General features: G+C 67.8%; 18 protein-coding genes. 7 read left to right on the top strand and 11 right to left on the bottom strand.

Annotated features, from left to right (window positions below; genetic code table 11):
* The 3 genes from glmS to B6K69_RS00365 all read left to right on the top strand — a co-directional run bounded on the left by glmS (window position 1) and on the right by B6K69_RS00365 (window position 4,236).
* A complete protein-coding gene (gene glmS / locus B6K69_RS00375) occupies window positions 1-1,818 on the top strand; it encodes a glutamine--fructose-6-phosphate transaminase (isomerizing) (protein ID WP_108642378.1) in 1,818 nt (605 codons plus the stop codon).
* A gap of 125 nt (window positions 1,819-1,943) precedes the next feature.
* The gene (locus tag B6K69_RS00370; protein WP_108642377.1) at window positions 1,944-3,539 is read left to right on the top strand and encodes an OpgD/OpgG family glucan biosynthesis protein; all 1,596 of its coding nucleotides are present in this window, start codon (window positions 1,944-1,946) and stop codon (window positions 3,537-3,539) included.
* 16 nt (window positions 3,540-3,555) lie between these two features.
* On the top strand, window positions 3,556-4,236 hold the full coding sequence (locus tag B6K69_RS00365; RefSeq protein WP_108642376.1) for a DNA alkylation repair protein: 681 nt from the start codon (window positions 3,556-3,558) through the stop codon (window positions 4,234-4,236).
* A gap of 98 nt (window positions 4,237-4,334) precedes the next feature.
* On the opposite strand, the gene B6K69_RS00360 is transcribed toward B6K69_RS00365, so the two are convergent.
* The gene (locus B6K69_RS00360) at window positions 4,335-4,805 is read right to left on the bottom strand and encodes a hypothetical protein (RefSeq protein WP_107672971.1); all 471 of its coding nucleotides are present in this window, start codon (window positions 4,803-4,805) and stop codon (window positions 4,335-4,337) included.
* Window positions 4,806-4,891: 86 nt separating this feature from the next.
* Between B6K69_RS00360 and moaA the strand changes: the two genes are divergently transcribed.
* Window positions 4,892-5,896, top strand: coding sequence for a GTP 3',8-cyclase MoaA (moaA, locus tag B6K69_RS00355; protein ID WP_108642375.1), 1,005 nt, complete (start codon window positions 4,892-4,894; stop codon window positions 5,894-5,896).
* Between the two features lie 16 nt (window positions 5,897-5,912).
* Here the strand turns inward: moaA and B6K69_RS18515 are convergent, their stop codons facing one another.
* The 3 genes from B6K69_RS18515 to B6K69_RS18075 all read right to left on the bottom strand — a co-directional run bounded on the left by B6K69_RS18515 (window position 5,913) and on the right by B6K69_RS18075 (window position 8,389).
* The gene (locus tag B6K69_RS18515) at window positions 5,913-6,035 is read right to left on the bottom strand and encodes a hypothetical protein (RefSeq protein WP_257791670.1); all 123 of its coding nucleotides are present in this window, start codon (window positions 6,033-6,035) and stop codon (window positions 5,913-5,915) included.
* Between the two features lie 106 nt (window positions 6,036-6,141).
* A complete protein-coding gene (locus B6K69_RS00350) occupies window positions 6,142-7,674 on the bottom strand; it encodes an alpha/beta hydrolase (protein ID WP_108642374.1) in 1,533 nt (510 codons plus the stop codon).
* A gap of 97 nt (window positions 7,675-7,771) precedes the next feature.
* Window positions 7,772-8,389: a hypothetical protein gene (locus B6K69_RS18075; RefSeq protein ID WP_108642373.1), complete on the bottom strand. Its 618-nt coding sequence runs from the start codon at window positions 8,387-8,389 to the stop codon at window positions 7,772-7,774.
* Between the two features lie 186 nt (window positions 8,390-8,575).
* Here B6K69_RS18075 and B6K69_RS00340 point away from each other — a divergent pair, with 186 nt between their 5' ends.
* Together B6K69_RS00340 and B6K69_RS00335 are read left to right on the top strand one after the other, a co-directional pair.
* The gene (locus B6K69_RS00340; RefSeq protein ID WP_123876510.1) at window positions 8,576-9,616 is read left to right on the top strand and encodes a phosphotransferase; all 1,041 of its coding nucleotides are present in this window, start codon (window positions 8,576-8,578) and stop codon (window positions 9,614-9,616) included.
* 5 nt (window positions 9,617-9,621) lie between these two features.
* On the top strand, window positions 9,622-10,956 hold the full coding sequence (locus B6K69_RS00335) for an aspartate aminotransferase family protein (protein ID WP_228156774.1): 1,335 nt from the start codon (window positions 9,622-9,624) through the stop codon (window positions 10,954-10,956).
* Window positions 10,957-11,147: 191 nt separating this feature from the next.
* Here B6K69_RS00335 and phoB read toward each other — a convergent pair whose 3' ends face one another.
* From phoB to gstA, 7 genes are all read right to left on the bottom strand, one after another.
* Window positions 11,148-11,840: a phosphate regulon transcriptional regulator PhoB gene (gene phoB, locus B6K69_RS00330; protein WP_107672966.1), complete on the bottom strand. Its 693-nt coding sequence runs from the start codon at window positions 11,838-11,840 to the stop codon at window positions 11,148-11,150.
* A gap of 10 nt (window positions 11,841-11,850) precedes the next feature.
* A complete protein-coding gene (gene phoU / locus B6K69_RS00325) occupies window positions 11,851-12,558 on the bottom strand; it encodes a phosphate signaling complex protein PhoU (RefSeq protein WP_107672965.1) in 708 nt (235 codons plus the stop codon).
* A gap of 7 nt (window positions 12,559-12,565) precedes the next feature.
* Window positions 12,566-13,363: a phosphate ABC transporter ATP-binding protein PstB gene (gene pstB, locus B6K69_RS00320; protein WP_107672964.1), complete on the bottom strand. Its 798-nt coding sequence runs from the start codon at window positions 13,361-13,363 to the stop codon at window positions 12,566-12,568.
* 124 nt (window positions 13,364-13,487) lie between these two features.
* On the bottom strand, window positions 13,488-14,411 hold the full coding sequence (locus tag B6K69_RS00315) for a ribokinase (RefSeq protein ID WP_108642371.1): 924 nt from the start codon (window positions 14,409-14,411) through the stop codon (window positions 13,488-13,490).
* Between the two features lie 38 nt (window positions 14,412-14,449).
* Window positions 14,450-14,902: an RbsD/FucU family protein gene (locus tag B6K69_RS00310; RefSeq protein WP_107672962.1), complete on the bottom strand. Its 453-nt coding sequence runs from the start codon at window positions 14,900-14,902 to the stop codon at window positions 14,450-14,452.
* A gap of 163 nt (window positions 14,903-15,065) precedes the next feature.
* Window positions 15,066-16,172 carry a TRAP transporter substrate-binding protein gene (locus B6K69_RS00305; protein WP_108642370.1) on the bottom strand — a complete coding sequence of 369 codons (1,107 nt, stop codon included), beginning with the start codon at window positions 16,170-16,172 and terminating at the stop codon, window positions 15,066-15,068.
* A 204-nt stretch (window positions 16,173-16,376) separates the two neighbouring features.
* Window positions 16,377-16,982: a glutathione transferase GstA gene (gene gstA, locus B6K69_RS00300; protein WP_108642369.1), complete on the bottom strand. Its 606-nt coding sequence runs from the start codon at window positions 16,980-16,982 to the stop codon at window positions 16,377-16,379.
* A 400-nt stretch (window positions 16,983-17,382) separates the two neighbouring features.
* Between gstA and B6K69_RS00290 the strand changes: the two genes are divergently transcribed.
* A complete protein-coding gene (locus tag B6K69_RS00290; RefSeq protein ID WP_108644702.1) occupies window positions 17,383-19,128 on the top strand; it encodes an acetolactate synthase 3 large subunit in 1,746 nt (581 codons plus the stop codon).
* Window positions 19,129-19,155 lie beyond the last annotated feature (27 nt).

Here is a 19,155-nt window from a genome sequence, read left to right as displayed (position 1 = left end):
ATGTGCGGCATCGTCGGCGTCCTTGGCCACCACGAAGTGGCCCCCCTTCTGGTCGAGGCGCTGAAGCGTCTGGAATACCGCGGCTATGACAGCGCCGGCATCGCCACCGTCAACGGCGGCAAGCTCGACCGCCGCCGCGCGGTGGGCAAGCTGGTGAACCTCTCGGACCTGCTGGTCCACGATCCTCTGCCCGGCAAGGCCGGCATCGGCCACACCCGCTGGGCCACCCACGGCGGCCCGGTGATCAAGAACGCCCACCCCCACCGCTCCGGCCCGGTGGCCGTGGTCCATAACGGCATCATCGAGAACTTCCGCGAGCTGCGCGAAGAACTGGCCGCGTCCGGCTATGTTCAGGAATCCGACACCGACACCGAAGCGGTTGCCCTTCTGGTCCGCCGCGCGATGGACGCCGGCGCCACCCCGGTCGAGGCCGCCCGCGAAACCCTGTCGCGGCTGCACGGCGCTTTCGCGCTGTGCTTCCTGTTCGACGGCGAAGAGGATCTGCTGATCGCCGCCCGCAAGGGCAGCCCGCTGGCCATCGGCCATGGCGAAGGGGAAATGTTCGTCGGCTCCGACGCCATCGCGCTGGCCCCGATGACCGACCGCATCACCTATCTGGAAGAAGGCGACTGGGCGGTCGTCACCCGCAAGGGCGCCGAGATCTTCGATGCAGCCGGCCGCCGGGCCAACCGGCCGGAAACCCGCATCCACCTGGACGCGACCCGGATCGAGAAGGCCGGCTACAAGCATTTCATGGCCAAGGAAATCGCCGAACAGCCGGTGGTTCTGGCCGATGCGCTGAAACATTATACCTCGGCCCGCGGCACGCTGGAACTGCCCGAGGCCCTGTCGTTCAAGGGCATCGACCGCGTGACGCTGGTCGCCTGCGGCACCGCCAGCTATGCCTGCCATGTTGCGAAATACTGGTTCGAACAGATCGCCGGCCTGCCGGCCGAGATCGATGTCGCCTCGGAATTCCGCTACCGCGACCCGGTGCTGTCGCCCGCCTCGATGGCGGTCTTCGTCAGTCAGTCGGGCGAAACCGCCGATACGCTGGCCGCGCTGCGCCATGTGAAGGAAAAGGTGGCCCGCGTGGTTTCGGTGGTGAACGTCCCCACCTCCTCGATTGCCCGCGAATCCGATCTGGCCCTGCCCATCCTGGCCGGCGTCGAGGTCGGCGTCGCCTCGACCAAGGCCTTCACCTGCCAGTTGACCGTTCTGGCGCTGATGGCGCTCAAGGCCGCGCAGGACCGGGGCACCATCGACGCCGCCACCCTTGCCCGACGGCTTGAGGATCTGCGCGCCTTGCCCGGCCTGATGAACGCCGCCCTTGGCCTGTCAGACCCCATCGCCCGCATCGCCAAGGATCTGGCCAAGGCGCAGGACATCCTGTTCCTCGGCCGTGGCCCGATGTTCCCGCTGGCCCTGGAAGGCGCCTTGAAGCTCAAGGAAATCAGCTACATCCACGCCGAAGGTTACGCATCGGGTGAACTGAAACACGGCCCCATCGCCCTGATCGACGCCGCTGTCCCGGTCATCGTCCTGGCCCCCAAGGATGCGCTCTTCGACAAGACCGTGTCGAACATGCAGGAAGTGATGGCCCGCAACGGCAAGGTGCTGCTCCTGTCCGATGCCGAAGGCGTGGAAACCGCCGCGCAGGGCACCTGGAAAACCCTGACCCTGCCGCCGGTGGCCCCGCTCTGGGCGCCCATCCTCTATGCCATCCCGGCGCAGTTGCTGGCTTATCATACCGCCATCGCAAAAGGCACCGATGTCGATCAGCCGCGCAATCTGGCAAAATCCGTCACGGTTGAGTGACGCGGGACGCGAAAGCCGCTCTGATGATCACGGGGGCGCTTGCCTGACGCCCCCGGCCGCTCTACCACAGCGCGCGAAAGCGGGTGCCTTGCAACCCGCCGCAACCCGAACCCCAAGCCCGAGCCATGCCCCCCCATCCCCACCGTCGCGACATCCTTCGCAGCGCCCTTGGCGCCGGCGCCTTTTTCCTGCTGCCCCGCCTGGCACTGGCCCAGACCGGCAGCCCCGCCGCAGAACCCACGCCCTTCACCTTCGAGATCCTCAAGGAAATGGCCCGCACCCTGGCGGCCCATCCCTATGAACCCGCGAAGATCGAAGACGACGCGGTTCTGGAACAGGTCGACTATGACGCCCACAACCAGATCAGCTTCCGCAAGGACCGCACGCTCTGGCTGAACAGCGGCGACATGTCTCCGGTGCAGCCGTTCTTTCCCGGCCGCTACTTCCGCCAGCCGGTGCGCATCTTCACCCTTGAAGGCGGCATGGCGACCGAGTTTCCCTTCGCGCTTGACCTGTTCGACATTCCCGAAGGCAACCCCGCCCGCAACCTGACCCATACCCATGGCTTCGCCGGCTTCCGGGTGCAGGATGCGAAATCGGGGCGCGACTGGATGGCCTTCCTCGGCGCCTCCTACTGGCGGACCGAGGGCTATTCCGGCCAGTTCGGCCTGTCGGTGCGCGGCCTGGCGATGGACACCGCCCTTGCCAACGGCCCCGAGGAATTTCCGCTGTTCACCCGCTTCTGGCTGGAACCCTCGCCCAATGGCGAGATGACCGCCTACGCCCTGCTGGAAAGCCCGCGCGCCACCGGCGCCTATCGCATTGCCTCGCGCCGCGACAACGGCGTCATTCAGGATATCGAGGCGACGATCTTCCTGCGCGGCACCGTCGAACGGCTTGGCATCGCGCCACTGACCTCGATGTTCTGGTTCAACAAGACCAACCGCTTCGTTTCGGTGGACTGGCGCCCCGAGGTGCATGACTCGGACGGTCTCGAAATCCTGTCGGCCAGCGGCGAAACCATCTGGCGGCCGCTGAACGCACCGCCCCGCAACATGGTCAACACCTTCTCGACACCGGGCGTCCGGGGCTTCGGCCTGATGCAGCGCGAACGCGACTTTGCCCAGTATCAGGATGACGGCGTGTTCTACGACCGCCGCGCAAGTGCCTGGGTCGAACCCAAGGGCGACTGGGGCAATGGCACCGTGACCCTGGTCGAACTGCACACCGAGGATGAGACGCATGACAACATCGTCGCCTTCTGGCAACCGGCGACCCCGGCGGTAAAGGGCGCCACCTTCGACATGGCCTATCGCCTGTCCTGGGTCGAGGATTGCCCCGTCGCCCCCACCGCCGCCCGCTTCATCGCCACCCGCATCGGGGCGGCCGGGATGCCGGGCGAACCGCGGCCGGAAAACGCGGTCAAGCTGGTCTGCGATTTTGATGGTCGCGGGCTGGAGGGCCTTGGCCCGACCGATGGCGTCACGCTTGAAGTCACCGCCAGCCATGGCAAGGTGGACAAGACCGCCGCCTTCCCGGTGGTGGGCCAGTCCTATTGGCGCGGCATCTTCGATCTTGATTTCTCGATGGTGCCGCCGGGCGATGATACCCCCATGGACCTGCGGCTCTTCGTCAGCCACAAGGGGGCGGCGAAAAGCGAAACCATGCTGCTGCAGCTTTTCCCGTCGCAGATGCGCAAACTTCTCGACGCAGCCCCCTGACCGGAAAGGATACGGCATGGTCACGCTCGACACGGCCCTGACCGCGCTTGAAGCGGCGGCCGACCCGGCCAAGGCGCCCGAAATGGCCGCCTATCACAAGGCGCCGCGCCGCTATCTGGGCGTGACCGTGCCGCAGATCACCGATCTGGCGAATGGCTGGCGGGCCGAAATGACGGTCGAAGACCGGGTCGCGCTGGCCGATGCGCTCTGGCAGACCGACATCCACGAAGCGCGGGTGGCGGCGGCGAAACTGCTGACGCAGGCCCGGCTGCGCCCCGATCAGGCGGCCTGGGATCTGATCGCCTCCTGGGTGTCGTCCTTCGACGCCTGGGCCATTGCCGACCATGCCTGCGACGCCGGCGAACGCCGCCTTCTGGCCGATCCGTCCCGCCTTGATACAGTCGAAACCTGGACCACCTCGCCCCATATGTGGACGCGCCGCGCCGCGTTGGTGATGACGCTGCCCTGGACCAAGCAGAATTTCCCGAAACCCGAAGACGCCGCCATCCGCGACCGGGTGCTTGGCTGGGCCGCCGGCTATGTGGCCGACCCGGACTGGTTCATCCAGAAAGCCGTGGCCTGGTGGCTGCGCGACCTGTCGAAACACGATGCCGACCGCACCCGCGCCTTCCTTGCCCGCCATGGCGAGGCGATGAAACCCTTTGCCCGCAAGGAAGCCGCGCGCCTGCTGGCCTGACGGTCCGCGCGCCCTTGCGTCTCATCTGTCCTAAATATCCCGGGGGTGCGGGGGCAGCGCCCCCGCCTGCGTCCCGGCCCGCGCCCGGCCTGCGCTCGTCAGGGACCGTAGATCGTGATCTTCGGCAGTTCGGTCAGCCCGATCCCCAGCGCCTGATAGGCGCCCAGCGACATCAGCGCCCCGCCGCTGCCCGGCCGCAGGTCCACCGCCAGCGACTTTCCGTTCGGCGCCACGACCCGGCCCTTGGCCGCCGCCGTCACCAGTTCCGACTGCACCCACAGGCCCTGTTCGGCCGGCGGCCCCAGGGCCACCACCGACTGGCCCAGCGTCCGCTCGCCCCCGGTCGGCTTCACCGCCAGCGCCGCCGATTTCTCTGCCGCGCTGGTCGTGTCCAGCGAGGCCGCCGATTGTCCGCTGCCCCCCAGCGGCGTGGTCTGCACCGCCGGCGCGAACTCGGTCGCCAGGGCGGGGTCTTTGGCGGCGGGCGGCTTGCCCGACAGGCGATCCATGGCGGCACAGCCCGACAGGGCCACGGCGAACGACAACAGGACAAGGGAATGTTTCATCATGCCTACGACGATAGTCTGCCGCCCGCCGCCCCGCAACTGCCGCTTTGGTGCTTGTGGCAAGGGTCCGCCGCGCCTACCTTCCGGCAATGACCGACGCGCCCCTCATCGACCCCTTCGCCCGCGCCATCAGTTATCTGCGGGTCTCGGTCACCGACCGCTGCGATTTCCGCTGCACCTATTGCATGGCGGAACACATGACCTTCCTGCCCAAGGCAGACCTTCTGACGCTGGAAGAGCTTGACCGCCTCTGTTCTGCCTTCGTCCGCATGGGCGTGCGCAAGCTGCGGGTCACCGGGGGGGAACCGCTGGTCCGCCGGGGCATCCTTACCTTCTTCGAGGCGATGTCGCGCCATCTGGCCACCGGCGCCCTGCAGGAGCTGACGCTGACCACCAACGGCAGCCAGTTGGCCCGCTTTGCCCGGCCGCTGGCCGATCTGGGCGTGACCCGCGTCAATGTCAGCCTTGATACGCTGGACCCCGACCGTTTCGCCGCCATCACCCGCTGGGGCCGCCTGCCGCAGGTGCTGGACGGCATCGCCGCCGCCCGCGCCGCCGGGCTGCGCGTCAAGATCAACGCCGTTGCCCTGAAAGGCGTGAACGAGGACGAGCTGTTCTCGCTGACCGACTGGTGCGCCCGCGAAGGCCATGATCTGACCTTCATCGAGGTCATGCCGATGGGCGATGTCGAACCCGCCCGCCTTGACCAGTATTGGAGCCTGCGCGACCTGCGCGCCCGTCTGGCCAGCCGGTTCACCCTGACCGATCTGCTGGAACGCAGCGGTGGCCCCGCCCGCTATGTGCGGATCGAGGAAACCGGCCAGAAGATCGGCTTCATCACGCCGCTGACCCATAACTTCTGCGAAAGCTGCAACCGGGTGCGGCTGACCTGCACGGGCGAACTTTACATGTGCCTGGGCCAGGAAGACCGCGCCGACCTGCGCGCGCCCCTGCGCGCCAGCTCTGAGGATGCGCGGCTTGAACAGGCCATCCGCGCCGCAATCGCGCGCAAGCCCAAGGGCCATGATTTCGACTATTCGCGCAGCGGCGTCAGCGGCAAGGTCAGCCGCCACATGAGCCATACCGGAGGCTGAACCGGCGGCGCCCGCCTCAGTGCGGCGCTTCCACCCGGTCCAGCAGCGCCTCCAGCGCCATCAGCGGGAAGGCCCCCGCCAGCGCCTGCCGCAGCAGATCCGTCCAGTCCTGCCGATCCAGCCCATCCTTGCCCGTCATCGCGTGATCCCTTCCGTTGCGCGGTCCACCGGACTGGCCCCTTTTCGGGGCGTGGCTGGGTGCGGATCAATTCCTGACTGAATTACTATGTAATGTCAATCCGGCCTTATCCGGCCAGCAGCGGGAAGGTCACGCCCAAGGCCCAGGCAAAGGCCAGCGCCTGCATCAGCGCACCCGCAAACGGGTGCCGCGTCGCACCATAGGCCCGCGCCGACAGCCAGCCGAACAACAGGAAGGCCAGCACCACCACCGGCAGGATGATCAGCAGGAACATCAGCCGCTCGAAATCCAGCGCCACGGCAATCAGCAGGCTGACCAGCAGCCCCGCCTTCAGCGCCACCCCCTCCAGCCGCCCCGCGCCGGCGCCCCGCATCGCCCATTCCAGTGCCAGAAAGCACGGCAGCGTGCCGGCCAGGATCGCGGCCATCACCACGGCCCGGCCCGGGCCGGGATAGAAATTCGTCAGATAGGCGTCGATCGGCCAGAAGATCAGCCCCGCCACCAGCGCAAAGCCGATCAGCCCGGCCAGCAGTGCCCGCGGCGGCCAGTCGGGCCGTGGCGCGCCCGCCCGCCACAGGCACAGCGCCAGCACCCCGCCGAAGGCCGCGAAATGCACCGCCAGATAATCGGCCACCAGCACCGGCAGGAACCCGGTCGGCACAAAGCGCAACCCCAGCGGCACCACGACAACCGGCACCAGCACCACCCACCACAGCCGCCGCCACGGCAGGCCCGCCCCCTGCGGTTCGGCCGCCACCTGCGGCAAAAGCCGCATCCCCTGCCCGGCCAGCACGGCCCCGCACAACAGCAGCAGCGCGATCCAGCCGCCGCGGTCCGCCACCGCCCCCTGCGGCACGGCCCCGAAGGTCTGGTCCAGCCAGCCCACCATCTCGGCCATCGTCGCGGTCGAGAACAGCACGCTGACATGTTCGACATGCGGCGCCACCGCCGCCCGCCGCCAGTTGCCCTCGAACCCGACCGTTTCGCCTTCCTGTGCGGATGGGTCCATCAGCCCCGCCGCCCACAGCGCCTCCTGCCGCAGGCGCGGCTCCCATTCCCCGGTCACCACCAGCAGGTTGGGCGGCGTGGCGGGCGTCACCTCGCGCGAAAACATCGACACCAGGATGGTCGCATCCACCCCGCCTTGCGACCGCACCGCCCGCACCACGATGTCGGTCGCCATCGAATGACCCAGCACCGCCAGCCGCCCGTCGCCATAGCCGCGCGCGGCCCGCATCACCGTTTCCAGCTCGCGCCGCAGCGTGACCGTTGCGCCGTCGATTTCGGTGATCGACCCGGACAGCGGCGCCGGATTGCGCCCGTGCCCCGCACTGTCATAGCTGACCGCCACATAGCCGGCCCGCGCCGCCGACAGGGCGAAACTGTCCATGATCCGGGCCGAACCGGCAAAGCCGTGCTCGATCACCAGCACCGGCCCCTTCGCCGGCCCCTCGGGGCGGAAAACCTGCGCCGGCACCCCGTCAATATCCACCCGCTCGACCCGCACCCCGGCCGCCTGATCGTGCAGCTTCGCCAGCGCCAGCCACAGCCCGGCCACCGCCAGCCCCACGATCAGCGCCATCCGCAGCATCGCCAGCGATGCCACCCGTGCCTGTTCTATGCCCTGTCCCAGTCTCATGCGTCCCGCCCTTTGCGCCCTTATCTGGCGCGGCACGGCGGAAAGTCACCCCCGAAAATGCCGCGGGCCGGGCAGCTTGCCCCGGCCCGCGCCGGTTTCAGCCGTTCAGCGGCCTGTCACGGTCTTTCGGCCCCCAGGGATCGTCCTCCTCGCCCTGCTCCGTGCCGCGCCCGCCGGTGCCGATGGCAATGATCACGAACCCCAGCCCGATCAGCCCGACAATGACACCCGTCACCACCAGCACATCCGCCGTCCGGGTCGAAGCGGCGGCGTCGGCGCAGCGTTGCAGCGCGGCAATCGCCATGCTGCCCGGCGCGATGCCGACCGAGGCCACGATCAGACCGGCCGTATAGCCCCCCATCGCCACCCCGCCCGCCACCGGCACCCCCGCCAGCACCATCGCGGCCACCCCGACAACGGCGGTTGCCGCCATGGTCGCGGTCAGCAGGTCAATGGCCGCCCGGGCCGAGGCCAGTTCGGCCCCGCAGGCCCCCGCCGCCGCGCAGGCCGGATTGGACAGCGCATCGCTGGCCATGGCCAGGCTGACCGCCGCGATGGCCGCGCTGACCACCGCGCCGGCAAAGGGCGCAATCGCGCCCGGCGCCCCGAAAAAGGAAGCGTTCACCGCAATCGCGGTCACCGTCAGCGCAATGGCAAGCGCCAGTGCCACCTGCGCAGCCGCAAGCGCCGACAGAATCATCGTAAAGTCGCACATCAGAATGCTCCGTTCAAAAAGGTCCGGCGGAAAACAGGCCCGCCATGAAGCCAGTGCAGCACAGCCGCCCGCGGTGCGAAAGTCAGGTTATCCTGCGGTCCGGCAGGCGCCGGCCTCTTCCACCGCCTTCCCTCTGGCGCAAGGGCGCCGCCTGTGGTCATCTGGCGCCGACCCAAGGCCGACCCCATGCCCGACACCCAGACCCAAGACGCGCTCGGCGCCCTGCTGACCCTGCCGCCCCCGGAGCTTGCGCCCGGGGCGCTGGCCCCCCTTTTGGCGCGGCACTGGGGCCTTGCGGGGGATCTGTCGCCCCTCACCTCGGAACGCGACCTGAACCACCGGCTGACCACGCCGCAGGGCCGCTTCATGGTCAAGCTGGCGAACCCGGCCGAGCCAGAGCCGATGACCGGCTTCCAGACCGGCGCGCTGCTGCATGTCGCCGCCCGCGATCCCGCCCTGCCGGTGCCGCGCCTGGTGCCCACCCGCGACGGCGCCCCCTGGGTGGCGCTGCCGCAGGGCCGCCTGCGGCTGCTGACCTGGCTGGACGGCACCCCGTTGCACGCGGCCCCGCACGGCCCTGCCCAACGCCGCGCCGTGGGCGACGCGCTGGCCCGCCTGACCGCCGCGCTGGCCGATTATGCCCATCCGGCCGATGACCACATCCTTCTGTGGGACATCAAGCAGGTGCCCCGCCTGGCCCCCCTGCTGCCCAGCCTGGCCGATGCCAACCTGCGCGCCGAGGCGGCCGCCTTAGTGGCCGATTTCGAAACCCGGATCTCGCCCGCGCTGTCGCGCCTGCCCGCGCAGGTCTGCCACGCCGATTTCAACCCGCATAACCTGCTGGTCGCGCCCGATGATCCGACCCGCGTCACCGGCATCCTCGATTTCGGCGACATGGTGCGCACTCCGCGCATCTGCGACCTGGCCACCGCCGCCTCCTACCAGATCGACCCCGACCAGCCGCTGGAAAGCCTGTCCGCCTTCCTGTCGGGTTATGCCGCCCGCCTGCCGCTGACCGGCCCCGAGGTGGCGCCGCTGTTCGACCTGATCACCGCCCGCATGGTCACCACCCTGACCATCGCCAACTGGCGGGCGGCGCGTTATCCCGAAAACGCCCCCTACATCCTGCGCAATGCCCCGTCGGCCCGCGCGGGCCTTGCCGCCTTTCGCCGGATCGACCGCGCCGCCGCCACCGCCGCCTTCGCCCGCGCCACCGGACTGGAGTGATCGCCATGCCCCCCTCGCCCCGCATCGGCCAGATGGTCAACGCCTATGCCCCCGGCAAGGGCCACCTGTCGCCCGCCGACGAGGCGCTGGTCGCGCGGCGGACCCGGGCGCTGGGGCCGGCCTACCGTCTGTTCTACGAAACCCCGGTGCATCTGGTGCGCGGTCAGGGCGTCTGGCTGTATGATGCGCAGGGCAACCCTTGGCTTGATTGCTACAACAACGTCGCCTGTGTCGGCCATTGCCACCCCCGCGTGGTCGAGGCGATGGCGCGGCAGGCCGCCACGCTGGCCACCCATACCCGCTATCTGCACGACGGTATCCTCGACTATGCCGAACGGCTGCTGGAAACCTTCCCCGATCCGCTTGGGCATGTGATGTTCACCTGCACCGGGTCGGAAGCCAACGATCTGGCCTATCGCGTGGCCCGCGCGGCCACCGGCGGCACCGGCGTCATCGTCACCGACAACGCCTATCACGGCGTCACGCTGGCCACCGCGCAGATGTCCATGTCGATCGGCCCTGCCGTGGCCCCGGGGCCCGAGGTGATTGCCATCCCCGCCCCCAGCCCGGCCAATTACCCCGGCGGCATCGCCACAGGCTTCGCCGCCGCCGTGCGCACCGCCTGTGCCGCCCTGCGCGACAAGGGCCTGCGCCCTGCGATGCTGATCGTGGACACGGTGTTTTCCTCCGACGGCCTCTGGCTGGACCCGCCCGGTTTCCTTGCCCCGGCGGTAGAGGCCATCCGCGCCGAAGGCGGCCTCTTCCTGGCCGACGAGGTGCAGCCCGGTTTCGGCCGCACCGGCGGCTCGATGTGGGGCTTCCAGCGCCATGGCATCCTGCCCGACATGGTGTCGCTGGGCAAGCCGATGGGCAACGGCTACCCGGTGGCGGGGCTGGTGCTGCGGCCCGATGTGATTGCCGAATTCGGCGCGCAGGCGCGGTATTTCAACACCTTCGGCGGCAATGCCGTGGCCGCCGCCGTGGCGATGGAAGTGCTGCGCGTCATTCAGGACGAAGGCCTGATGCACCACGCCGAAGTCACCGGCGCTGCCTTTGCCGAAGGCCTGCGCAAACTGGCCGCCCGCCACCCCGAAACCCTGGGCGACGTGCGCGGCGCGGGCCTGTTCCTGGCGGTGGACATCCTGCAGGACGGCGCCCCCGACCCGGCCGCCGCCAGCCGCATCGTCAACGGCCTGCGCGACCGGCGGGTGCTGATCTCGGCCACCGGCCCGCAGGGCAATATCCTGAAGATCCGCCCGCCGCTCCCGTTTTCAACCAGCAATGCCGAACAGTTCCTGTCGGCCCTTGGCGCGGTTCTGGCAGAGCATAACCCTGCATAGGCGTCGCAGGCGGGGGCGCTGCCCCCGCACCCCCGGGATATTTGAGGACAGAAAATGAACAGATGCGGCATTTTCTGTCCGGCAAATATCCCCGCCGGAGGCACGGTCCGAGCCGGTTGACGCGCGTCTTCGCGCGTCAGAGGCGAGACAGGAAACCTGCGGCCGCCCTTGCGGCCGCACCGCTGAAAAGGTCAGCCCAGCGCGTAGCCGGCGCCGCGCACGGTGCGCACCGGGTCTTCGCCGCCGTGCTGCATCAGCGACTTGCGCAACCGGCCCACATGCACATCCACCGTGCGGGTATCGACATAGATGTCGCGTCCCCAGACCCGGTCCAGCAACTGCTCCCGGCTCCAGACCCGGCCGGGCTTTTCCATCAGCGTGGACAGCAGGCGAAACTCGGTCGGGCCCAGTTTCAGCGATCGGTCAGACCGGGTGACGCGGTGGGTTTCCGGGTCAAGGCGGATGTCCTCGAACTCCAGCACCACGCCCACGGTCGAAGGGCGCACACGGCGCAACTGGGCGCGGGTGCGCGCCATCAGCTCCAGCACCGAATAGGGCTTGATGACATAATCGTCGGCGCCGGTTTCCAGGCCACGGATGCGGTCCACCTCCTCGGCGCGGGCGGACAGCATGATGATCGGGATCGACCGCGTCTCGGGCCGCATCTTCAGGCGGCGGCAGACCTCGATCCCCGACAGTTTGGGCATCATCCAGTCCAGGATGATGACATCCGGCGCCTCTTCCTCGACCAGGATCAGTGCATCCTCGCCATTGTCGGCCGCCGTCACCCGGAAGCCTTCGGCATCAAGGTTGTAGGACAGCACCTCGCGCTGCGCGGGTTCGTCCTCGACCAGAAGAACCGTGGGCCGCTTGTCCTGCGCCATCTCTGTCTCCTCAGCCTTCGGCCATCGGCACGCTGTCGACCTTGGGCCGCGCCGTTTCGGGCACCGCCCCTTCGACCAGATAGATCACCTGTTCGGCGATGGCGGTGGCGTGGTCGCCCACCCGTTCGATGTTCTTGGCGATGAAATGCAGGTGCATGCAGGGGGTGATCGTGCGCGGATCTTCCAGCATGTAGGTCAGGAACTGACGGAACAGCGCGGCATACATCTGGTCCACCTCGGCATCGCGCAGCCGCACCTCGGCCGCCTTGGCCGGATCGCGCGCGATATAGGCGTCCAGCGCATCGCTGAGCAGCGCCACCACCGCCCGCGCCATCCGCCGGATCGCGCCGGGTGCCCCGTTGACCGGCGCCATGTGCATCAGCACCAGCGACCGCTTGGCCAGGTTCTTGGCATAATCGCCCGACCGTTCCAGCGCGGCGGCCAGCCGCATCACCGTCAGCACGGTGCGCAGGTCGGTCGCCGTGGGGGACCGCAGCGCAAGGATGCGGGCACATTCGGTCTGGATCTGCTCTTCCAGCGCGTCGATGGCGGCATCGCCGGCGCGCACCCGTTCGGCCAGCGCCTCGTCGCGCATTTCCAGCGCCTCGACGGCTTCGAGAAGCGCCTTCTCGACCAGCCCGCCCATGCGCATGACCATGGCCTGGACGCTTTCCAGATCCTTGTCGAAGGACGAAACGATATGGGGGTCGCGCATCATGCCCTGCTCATCCGATCCGGCCAGAGATGTAGCTTTCGGTCCGCGGGTCGCGCGGATTGGTGAAGATCTCGCCGGTGTCGCCGAATTCGACCAGCACGCCCAGATGGAAGAAGGCGGTCTTCTGGCTGACGCGCGCGGCCTGCTGCATGGAATGGGTGACGATCACCACCGAAAATTCGCTGCGCAATTCGTCGATCAGCTCCTCGACCTGCGCGGTGGCGATCGGGTCCAGCGCCGAACAGGGTTCGTCCATCAGCAGCACTTCGGGGCTGGTGGCAATGGCGCGGGCAATGCACAGGCGCTGCTGCTGGCCGCCCGACAGGCCGGTTCCCGGGGAATCAAGCCGGTCCTTCACCTCGTCCCACAGCGCGGCACGGCGCAGGCTGGCCTCGACCAGCGCGTCCAGTTCCGCCTTGCCCCGGGCCAGACCGTGGATGCGCGGGCCATAGGCCACATTGTCATAGATCGGCTTGGGAAACGGGTTCGGCTTCTGGAACACCATGCCGACCTTGGCGCGCAACTGCACCGGGTCCACCTCGCGGGCATAGATGTCCTCGCCGTCCAGCGTGATCTTTCCGGTGACCCGGGCCGAGGCCACGGTGTCGTTCATCCGGTTCAGGCAGCGCAGGAAGGTGGATTTGCCACAGCCCGACGGGCCGATGAAGGCGGTGACGGTCCGTTCGCGGATGTCCACCGACACATCCTTGAGGGCATGGGTCGTGCCGTAATGCACGTTCACGGCCTCGGCCTTCATCTTGGTCGAATCGTTGGACACCGTCCGCTCCACCACTCGCATGTCGTTCATGTCTGCCTCCGGCCACCGTGCTTCGCGGGCCTCTGTGCGCCGGTTCTGCGGCGAAGCTGTAACGGCTGTATGACAGTTTTGCGAATTCCGGGCGACAGCGCCGTTTCGCGCCGCCCGGGCGCGGTCAGCCCTGTCGCGCCAGCAGCGCGTCGATCTCAGCCCGCGCCGGCATGGCCGGGGCGGTGCCTGGCCGGGTGACGCTGATTCCCGCCGTGGCGCAGCCGAAGCGCACCGCCTCGATCACGTTGCGGCCCTCGCTGAGCGCCACGGCAAAGCCACCGTTGAAGGCATCGCCCGCGCCGGTGGTTTCCACCACGGGGCCGGCGCTGATCACCGGCAGATGCAGGCTGCGGCTGGCGTCGCGGTACAGCGCGCCATTGCCGCCCAGCGTCACGATCACCGCCCCCACGCCGCGCGCCAGCAGCGCATCGGCGGCGCGTTCGGCATCGGCCACGGTGACGACCGGGATGCCGGTCAGCGCCTCGGCCTCGCTTTCGTTCGGGGTGATGAAATCGCACAGCGCCAGCGTGGCATCGTCCAGCGTCGCCGCCGGTGCGGGGTTCAGGATCGTCCGCACCCCCGCCGCCCGCGCGATTTCCAGCCCGCGCCGCGCCGCCGCGACCGATTGTTCCAACTGGGCGACAAAGACCGAGGCGCCGCGGATCAGATCGGCCCGCGCATCCAGATCCTCGGGCGTGATGCGGGCGGCAGCCCCCGGCGCCACGATGATGGCATTGTTGCCGGTGGCCGCCTCAAGAAAGACAAAGGCCGCCCCGGTATAGCTTTCGGCATCCTCGGTCACCTCGGGGTGGACCCCGGCCTTGGCCCAGGTCGTCCGCGCGATGGCGGCGAAATCGTCGCGGCCCAGGCGGGTGATGAAATGCACCTTGCCCCCCGCCATGGCCGCCGCCACCGCCTGGTTCGACCCCTTGCCCCCCGGCCCCAGCGCGAAGCTATGGCCCAGCAGGGTTTCGCCCATCTTCGGCTGCCGGTCCGCGCGAAAGGCCGTATCGGCCACGAAGATGCCAAGGATGACGATGGGTTTCATGGGCACAGCACTCCGGTATCGGGCTTGGGTCTCGGGTATCAGGCGTCAGGCGGGATCACGCCCTTGCGGAACATGAAGCAGCCGTAGAACCGCCGCTCCCCGGTCTGGATCACGGCGAAGGACTGCCGGGCCAAGTCGTAAAAGGCAAAGCGTTCGACCGCAACCATGGGCCTTGGCCGGCCTTCGGCGCGGTCGATCTCGGCCTGCACCTCGCCCTGCACCGCAGGCACCTGATCGGGCGCCCCCACCACTTCCATCCGGCCGGCGAAATCCTCGACGAACGTGTCCAGCGGCAGCACCGACAGGATCGCCTTCGCCGCCTCGGCGGCGGTCAGGTTCTCCATCCGCAGCACCCGGCCCGTCACCGTGGCCCGCGCCACCGCCTCGGCCGGAAAGTTGGTATCGGCCAGGATCAGCACATCGCCATGCCCCATGGCCCGCAGACAGCCCAGCACCTCGGCATTCAGCCGGTTGTCGATTCCCTTCAGCATGTCCCCCTCCGCCCGCCGCTGCGACAGTCGCCGCACGGCCCCTGCCCGCAGGATGCACAGTTGCGCGCCGCCGCGCCAGTGGGCAGCCGCACCCGCGCGGGCCAAATGAAAACGGCCCCGAAGAGGGTTCTCCGGGGCCGCACGTTCAAAGGTCAGGCAAGGGTCAGAGCTTGCCGGCCTGCTGTTGCGACATCATGAACACGTCGTAGTTGTATTCCGCGATCTGCGCATTCAGGTAGGCATCGCGACGGAAGGCATCCTGCGATTCCTTGATCTTCTTGAAGGTGGCGTTGCCGGCCGACACTTCGGCGTAGGTCTGGTTGGCCGCTTCGAAGGCCGCCAGCAGCACGTCTTGCGGCAGCGGGCGCAGTTGCGCGCCGTTGGCCACCAGCGACTTCAGCGCCGTGGGGTTCTTCCAGTCATAGCTGGCCAGCATGTCGGTGTTGGCCACCACGCAGCCCGCCTTGAGCGCCGCCTGATACGAGGGCGGCAGTTCGGCCCATTTGGCCAGGTTGATCATGGTCGCGATGGCCAGGCCACCTTCCCACCAGCCGGGATAGTAGTAGTAGGGCGCGACCTTGTAGAAGCCGAGCTTTTCATCGTCATACGGACCCACCCATTCGGTCGCGTCGATGGTGCCCTTTTCCAGCGACGGATAGATGTCGCCGCCGGCAATCTGCTGCGGAACCACGCCCAGCTTCTCGATCACCTTGCCGGCGAAGCCGCCGATCCGCATCTTCAGACCCTTCAGGTCTTCGACCGAGTTGATCTCCTTGCGATACCAGCCCGCCATCTGCACGCCGGTGTTGCCGGCCGGGAAGGCGATCAGGTTCTGCGTGGCGTAGAACTCGTTCATCATGTCGATGCCGCCGCCATAGTAGAACCAGGCGTTCATCATCCGGGCGTTCAGCCCGAAGGGCACGGCCGCACCCAGCGCATAGGTCGGGTCTTTGCCCCAGAAGTAATAGGGAACGGTGTGGCAGGCTTCGACCGTGCCCGCCGACACGGCATCGGCGGCCTCAAGGCCGGGCACCAGTTCGCCCGCCGGGAACACCTGCAGGGTGAAGTTGCCGTCGGTCATTTCCGAGACGTATTTCGACATGGTCTCGGCCGCGCCGAAGATGGTGTCGAGCGATTTCGGGAAGGACGAGGTGACACGCCAGGTCACCTTGGGGGCGGTCTGCGCGATGGCCGGCGCGGCCAGGGCGGTGGCACCTGCCGCCATCGTGCCGCCAACGGCGGCCTTCGTCAGAAAGGAACGACGATCCATGAATTCTCCTCCACATGTGTCAGCGGCCCTGTGCTTTGCCGGCGCAGGTCGATGACGGAACCCTAGCCAGCAAGTCGCGGCTTGCAAACCGGTTTTTCATGTGGGGCGAAAAGCTTGCGCCGAATTGATCGCGGCGCAAGCGGCTGACCCTGCGTCAGGCGGCGCGGCCCGTGCCGCACCGCCCATCTGCAAGGCAGATGCCTGTCACTTGAGCAGACCTTCGGCCTTCATCGCCGCCTGCACCGAGGGGCGTTCCGCAATGCGGGCGCGCAGCGCCTCGATCCGCGGAAAGCGCGAAAGATCATGCCCCATCGGGCGCGACCAGTTGGTCACGGTGAACAGATAGGCATCGGCGGGGGTGAACTCGGTCCCGGTCAGGAAGGCGCGGCCATCGGCCAGCCGGTCCTCGATCACCTTCAGCCGCGCATCCAGCAGCGCAAGCTGCGCCTCCTTCGCGGCCCCCTCAAGGCCACGGAACAGCGGCGAATAGGTCTTGTGCACCTCGGTCGCCACATAGTTCAGCGCCTCTTGCAGCCGGGCGCGGCCCAGCGTGCCGGCCGCCGGCAGGGCCCCCGGCTTCGCGCTGTCCATCACATATTGCATGATGGCGACGCCTTCGGTCAGCACCTCGCCGCCGTCCAGCGCCAGCGCGGGCACCGCCCCGCGCGGGGTGATCGCCAGATAGTCCGCGCCGCTTTCGGTCTGCTTTTCCCGCAGGTTCACCTTTTCGGCGCTGTAGGCGACACCGGCCTCCTCAAGCACGATATGCGATGCCAGCGAACAGGCCCCGGGCGAATAGTAAAGCTTCATCTGCAACCCCTCCTCGCCGCGACCACCGCAGCGGATGGTGACGTGATAGCGCAGATGCGGGCGCCGGCAGAAGGGGCAACCGCGACTCAGCCCCGCACAAAGGGGGCTGCGCCGCCGCACGAATTCCCGAAAGTTGCGCCGATGCGGCATCGGGACGCAAGATAAGTTCAATTTTCAGCGGTCCCTGGATATTTTCCATGCGCTTTTGCAGTTGACGCCCTTGCAGCCGCAGCCTAGTTTCCGCCGCGGAAAAGGCATGAGGGCGGCGATGACCGACATTCTCGTAGTTCTTGGGGACAGGCGCATGGGCCGGTAACGGCACACCATGATGGTGACCATGCGCCCTCGGGAACCCCACCCGGGGGCTTTTTCTTGGTTCGGACGGCAAGGGATGCAAGCGATGACAAGGTCGATGACCGGCGCGAAGATGGTGGTGCAGGCTCTCAAGGATCAGGGGGTCGAGGTTGTCTTCGGTTATCCCGGCGGCGCCGTCCTTCCGATCTATGACGAGATTTTCCTGCAAAACGACATCCGGCATGTTCTGGTCCGCCATGAACAGGGAGCGATCCACATGGCCGAAGGCTATGCCCGGTCCACCGGCAAGGTGGGCGTGGCGCTGGTGACCAGCGGCCCGGGGGCCACCAATGCGGTGACCGGCCTGACCGATGCGCTGATGGATTCGATCCCGATCGTGGTGCTGACCGGCCAGGTGCCGACCTTCATGATCGGCACCGACGGTTTCCAGGAAGCCGATACCGTGGGCATCACCCGCCCCTGCACCAAGATGAACTGGCTGGTGAAGGACAGCGCCCGGCTGCCCGAGACCATTCACCGCGCCTTCCATGTGGCCCGGTCGGGCCGGCCGGGGCCGGTGCTGATCGACATCCCCAAGGATGTGCAATTCGCCCAGGCCGAATACACCGGGCCGGAGCGGATGAAGCCCGACCATTACCAGCCGCGCGTCAAGGGCGACATCGACGCCATCACCCGGCTTGTCGAGATGCTGGAAACCGCCGAACGCCCGGTGTTCTACACCGGCGGCGGGGTGATCAATTCCGGCAAGGGCGCCAGCCAGTTGCTGCGCGAACTGGTCGATGCGACGGGCATCCCGATCACCTCCACGCTGATGGGTCTTGGTGCCTATCCGGCCAGCGGCAAGTCGTGGCTGGGGATGCTGGGGATGCACGGCCTTTATGAAGCCAACCTCGCCATGCACGGCTGCGACCTGATGATCGCGGTCGGCGCGCGCTTCGACGACCGGATCACCGGCCGCGTCAAGGATTTCAGCCCGAACTCCACAAAGGTGCAGATCGACATCGACCCGTCCTCGGTGAACAAGGTGATCCGGGTTGACCTGCCGGTCATCGGCGATGTCGGTCATGTGCTGGAAGACGTGCTGAAGGTGTGGAAGGCGCGTGGCCGCAAGGTCAACAAGGACGGCATCGCCCGCTGGTGGGCGCAGATCAACGACTGGAAGAAGATCAACTGCCTGGCCTATGAGCCCAGCAAGACCACCATCAAGCCGCAATACGCCCTGCAACGGCTCGAGGCGCTGACCAAGGGCATGGACCGCTACATCACCACCGAAGTGGGCCAGCACCAGATGTGGGCGGCGCAGTTCCTGGGCTTCGAAGACCCCAACCGCTGGATGACCTCGGGCGGCCTCGGCACCATGGGCTATGGCCTGCCCGCCAGCATCGGCGTGCAGATCGCCCATCCCGAGGCGCTGGTGATCAACGTCGCGGGCGAGGCGTCCTGGCTGATGAACATGCAGGAAATGGGCACGGCGATGCAGTTCCGCGCGCCGGTCAAGCAGTTCATCCTGAACAACGAACGTCTGGGCATGGTGCGCCAGTGGCAGGAACTCTTGCATGGCGAGCGCTATTCGCAAAGCTGGAGCGAGAGCCTGCCCGATTTCGTCAAGCTGGCCGAGGCTTTCGGCTGCAAGGGCATCAAGTGCAGCGATCCCAAGGATCTGGACGACGCGATCCTGGAAATGATCCGCTACGACGGGCCGGTGATCTTTGATTGCCTGGTCGAGAAGCACGAGAACTGCTTCCCGATGATCCCGTCGGGCAAGCCGCATAACGAAATGCTGCTCTCGGCCGATGCCGAGGCCTTCAAGGCCGGCGCCGCGCTGGTCTGAGATGTCGGAAACCGGGGGCGTCGCGCC

Source organism: Pseudogemmobacter blasticus (assembly GCF_003071405.1).
GTDB lineage: Bacteria > Pseudomonadota > Alphaproteobacteria > Rhodobacterales > Rhodobacteraceae > Pseudogemmobacter > Pseudogemmobacter blasticus.
The sequence above is the reverse complement of the archived record's forward strand: the minus strand, read 5'-3'. Positions and strand labels throughout refer to the sequence as shown.

What these genes read in the sequence shown, in the direction of transcription:
- glmS (WP_108642378.1), top strand. Translation starts at nt 1, where the DNA reads ATGTGCGGCATCGTCGGCGTCCTTGGCCACCACGAAGTGGCCCCCCTT.
- B6K69_RS00370 (WP_108642377.1), top strand. Translation starts at nt 1,944, where the DNA reads ATGCCCCCCCATCCCCACCGTCGCGACATCCTTCGCAGCGCCCTTGGC.
- B6K69_RS00365 (WP_108642376.1), top strand. Translation starts at nt 3,556, where the DNA reads ATGGTCACGCTCGACACGGCCCTGACCGCGCTTGAAGCGGCGGCCGAC.
- B6K69_RS00360 (WP_107672971.1), bottom strand. Translation starts at nt 4,805, where the DNA reads ATGATGAAACATTCCCTTGTCCTGTTGTCGTTCGCCGTGGCCCTGTCG.
- moaA (WP_108642375.1), top strand. Translation starts at nt 4,892, where the DNA reads ATGACCGACGCGCCCCTCATCGACCCCTTCGCCCGCGCCATCAGTTAT.
- B6K69_RS18515 (WP_257791670.1), bottom strand. Translation starts at nt 6,035, where the DNA reads ATGACGGGCAAGGATGGGCTGGATCGGCAGGACTGGACGGATCTGCTG.
- B6K69_RS00350 (WP_108642374.1), bottom strand. Translation starts at nt 7,674, where the DNA reads ATGAGACTGGGACAGGGCATAGAACAGGCACGGGTGGCATCGCTGGCG.
- B6K69_RS18075 (WP_108642373.1), bottom strand. Translation starts at nt 8,389, where the DNA reads ATGTGCGACTTTACGATGATTCTGTCGGCGCTTGCGGCTGCGCAGGTG.
- B6K69_RS00340 (WP_123876510.1), top strand. Translation starts at nt 8,576, where the DNA reads ATGCCCGACACCCAGACCCAAGACGCGCTCGGCGCCCTGCTGACCCTG.
- B6K69_RS00335 (WP_228156774.1), top strand. Translation starts at nt 9,622, where the DNA reads ATGCCCCCCTCGCCCCGCATCGGCCAGATGGTCAACGCCTATGCCCCC.
- phoB (WP_107672966.1), bottom strand. Translation starts at nt 11,840, where the DNA reads ATGGCGCAGGACAAGCGGCCCACGGTTCTTCTGGTCGAGGACGAACCC.
- phoU (WP_107672965.1), bottom strand. Translation starts at nt 12,558, where the DNA reads ATGATGCGCGACCCCCATATCGTTTCGTCCTTCGACAAGGATCTGGAA.
- pstB (WP_107672964.1), bottom strand. Translation starts at nt 13,363, where the DNA reads ATGAACGACATGCGAGTGGTGGAGCGGACGGTGTCCAACGATTCGACC.
- B6K69_RS00315 (WP_108642371.1), bottom strand. Translation starts at nt 14,411, where the DNA reads ATGAAACCCATCGTCATCCTTGGCATCTTCGTGGCCGATACGGCCTTT.
- B6K69_RS00310 (WP_107672962.1), bottom strand. Translation starts at nt 14,902, where the DNA reads ATGCTGAAGGGAATCGACAACCGGCTGAATGCCGAGGTGCTGGGCTGT.
- B6K69_RS00305 (WP_108642370.1), bottom strand. Translation starts at nt 16,172, where the DNA reads ATGGATCGTCGTTCCTTTCTGACGAAGGCCGCCGTTGGCGGCACGATG.
- gstA (WP_108642369.1), bottom strand. Translation starts at nt 16,982, where the DNA reads ATGAAGCTTTACTATTCGCCCGGGGCCTGTTCGCTGGCATCGCATATC.
- B6K69_RS00290 (WP_108644702.1), top strand. Translation starts at nt 17,383, where the DNA reads ATGACAAGGTCGATGACCGGCGCGAAGATGGTGGTGCAGGCTCTCAAG.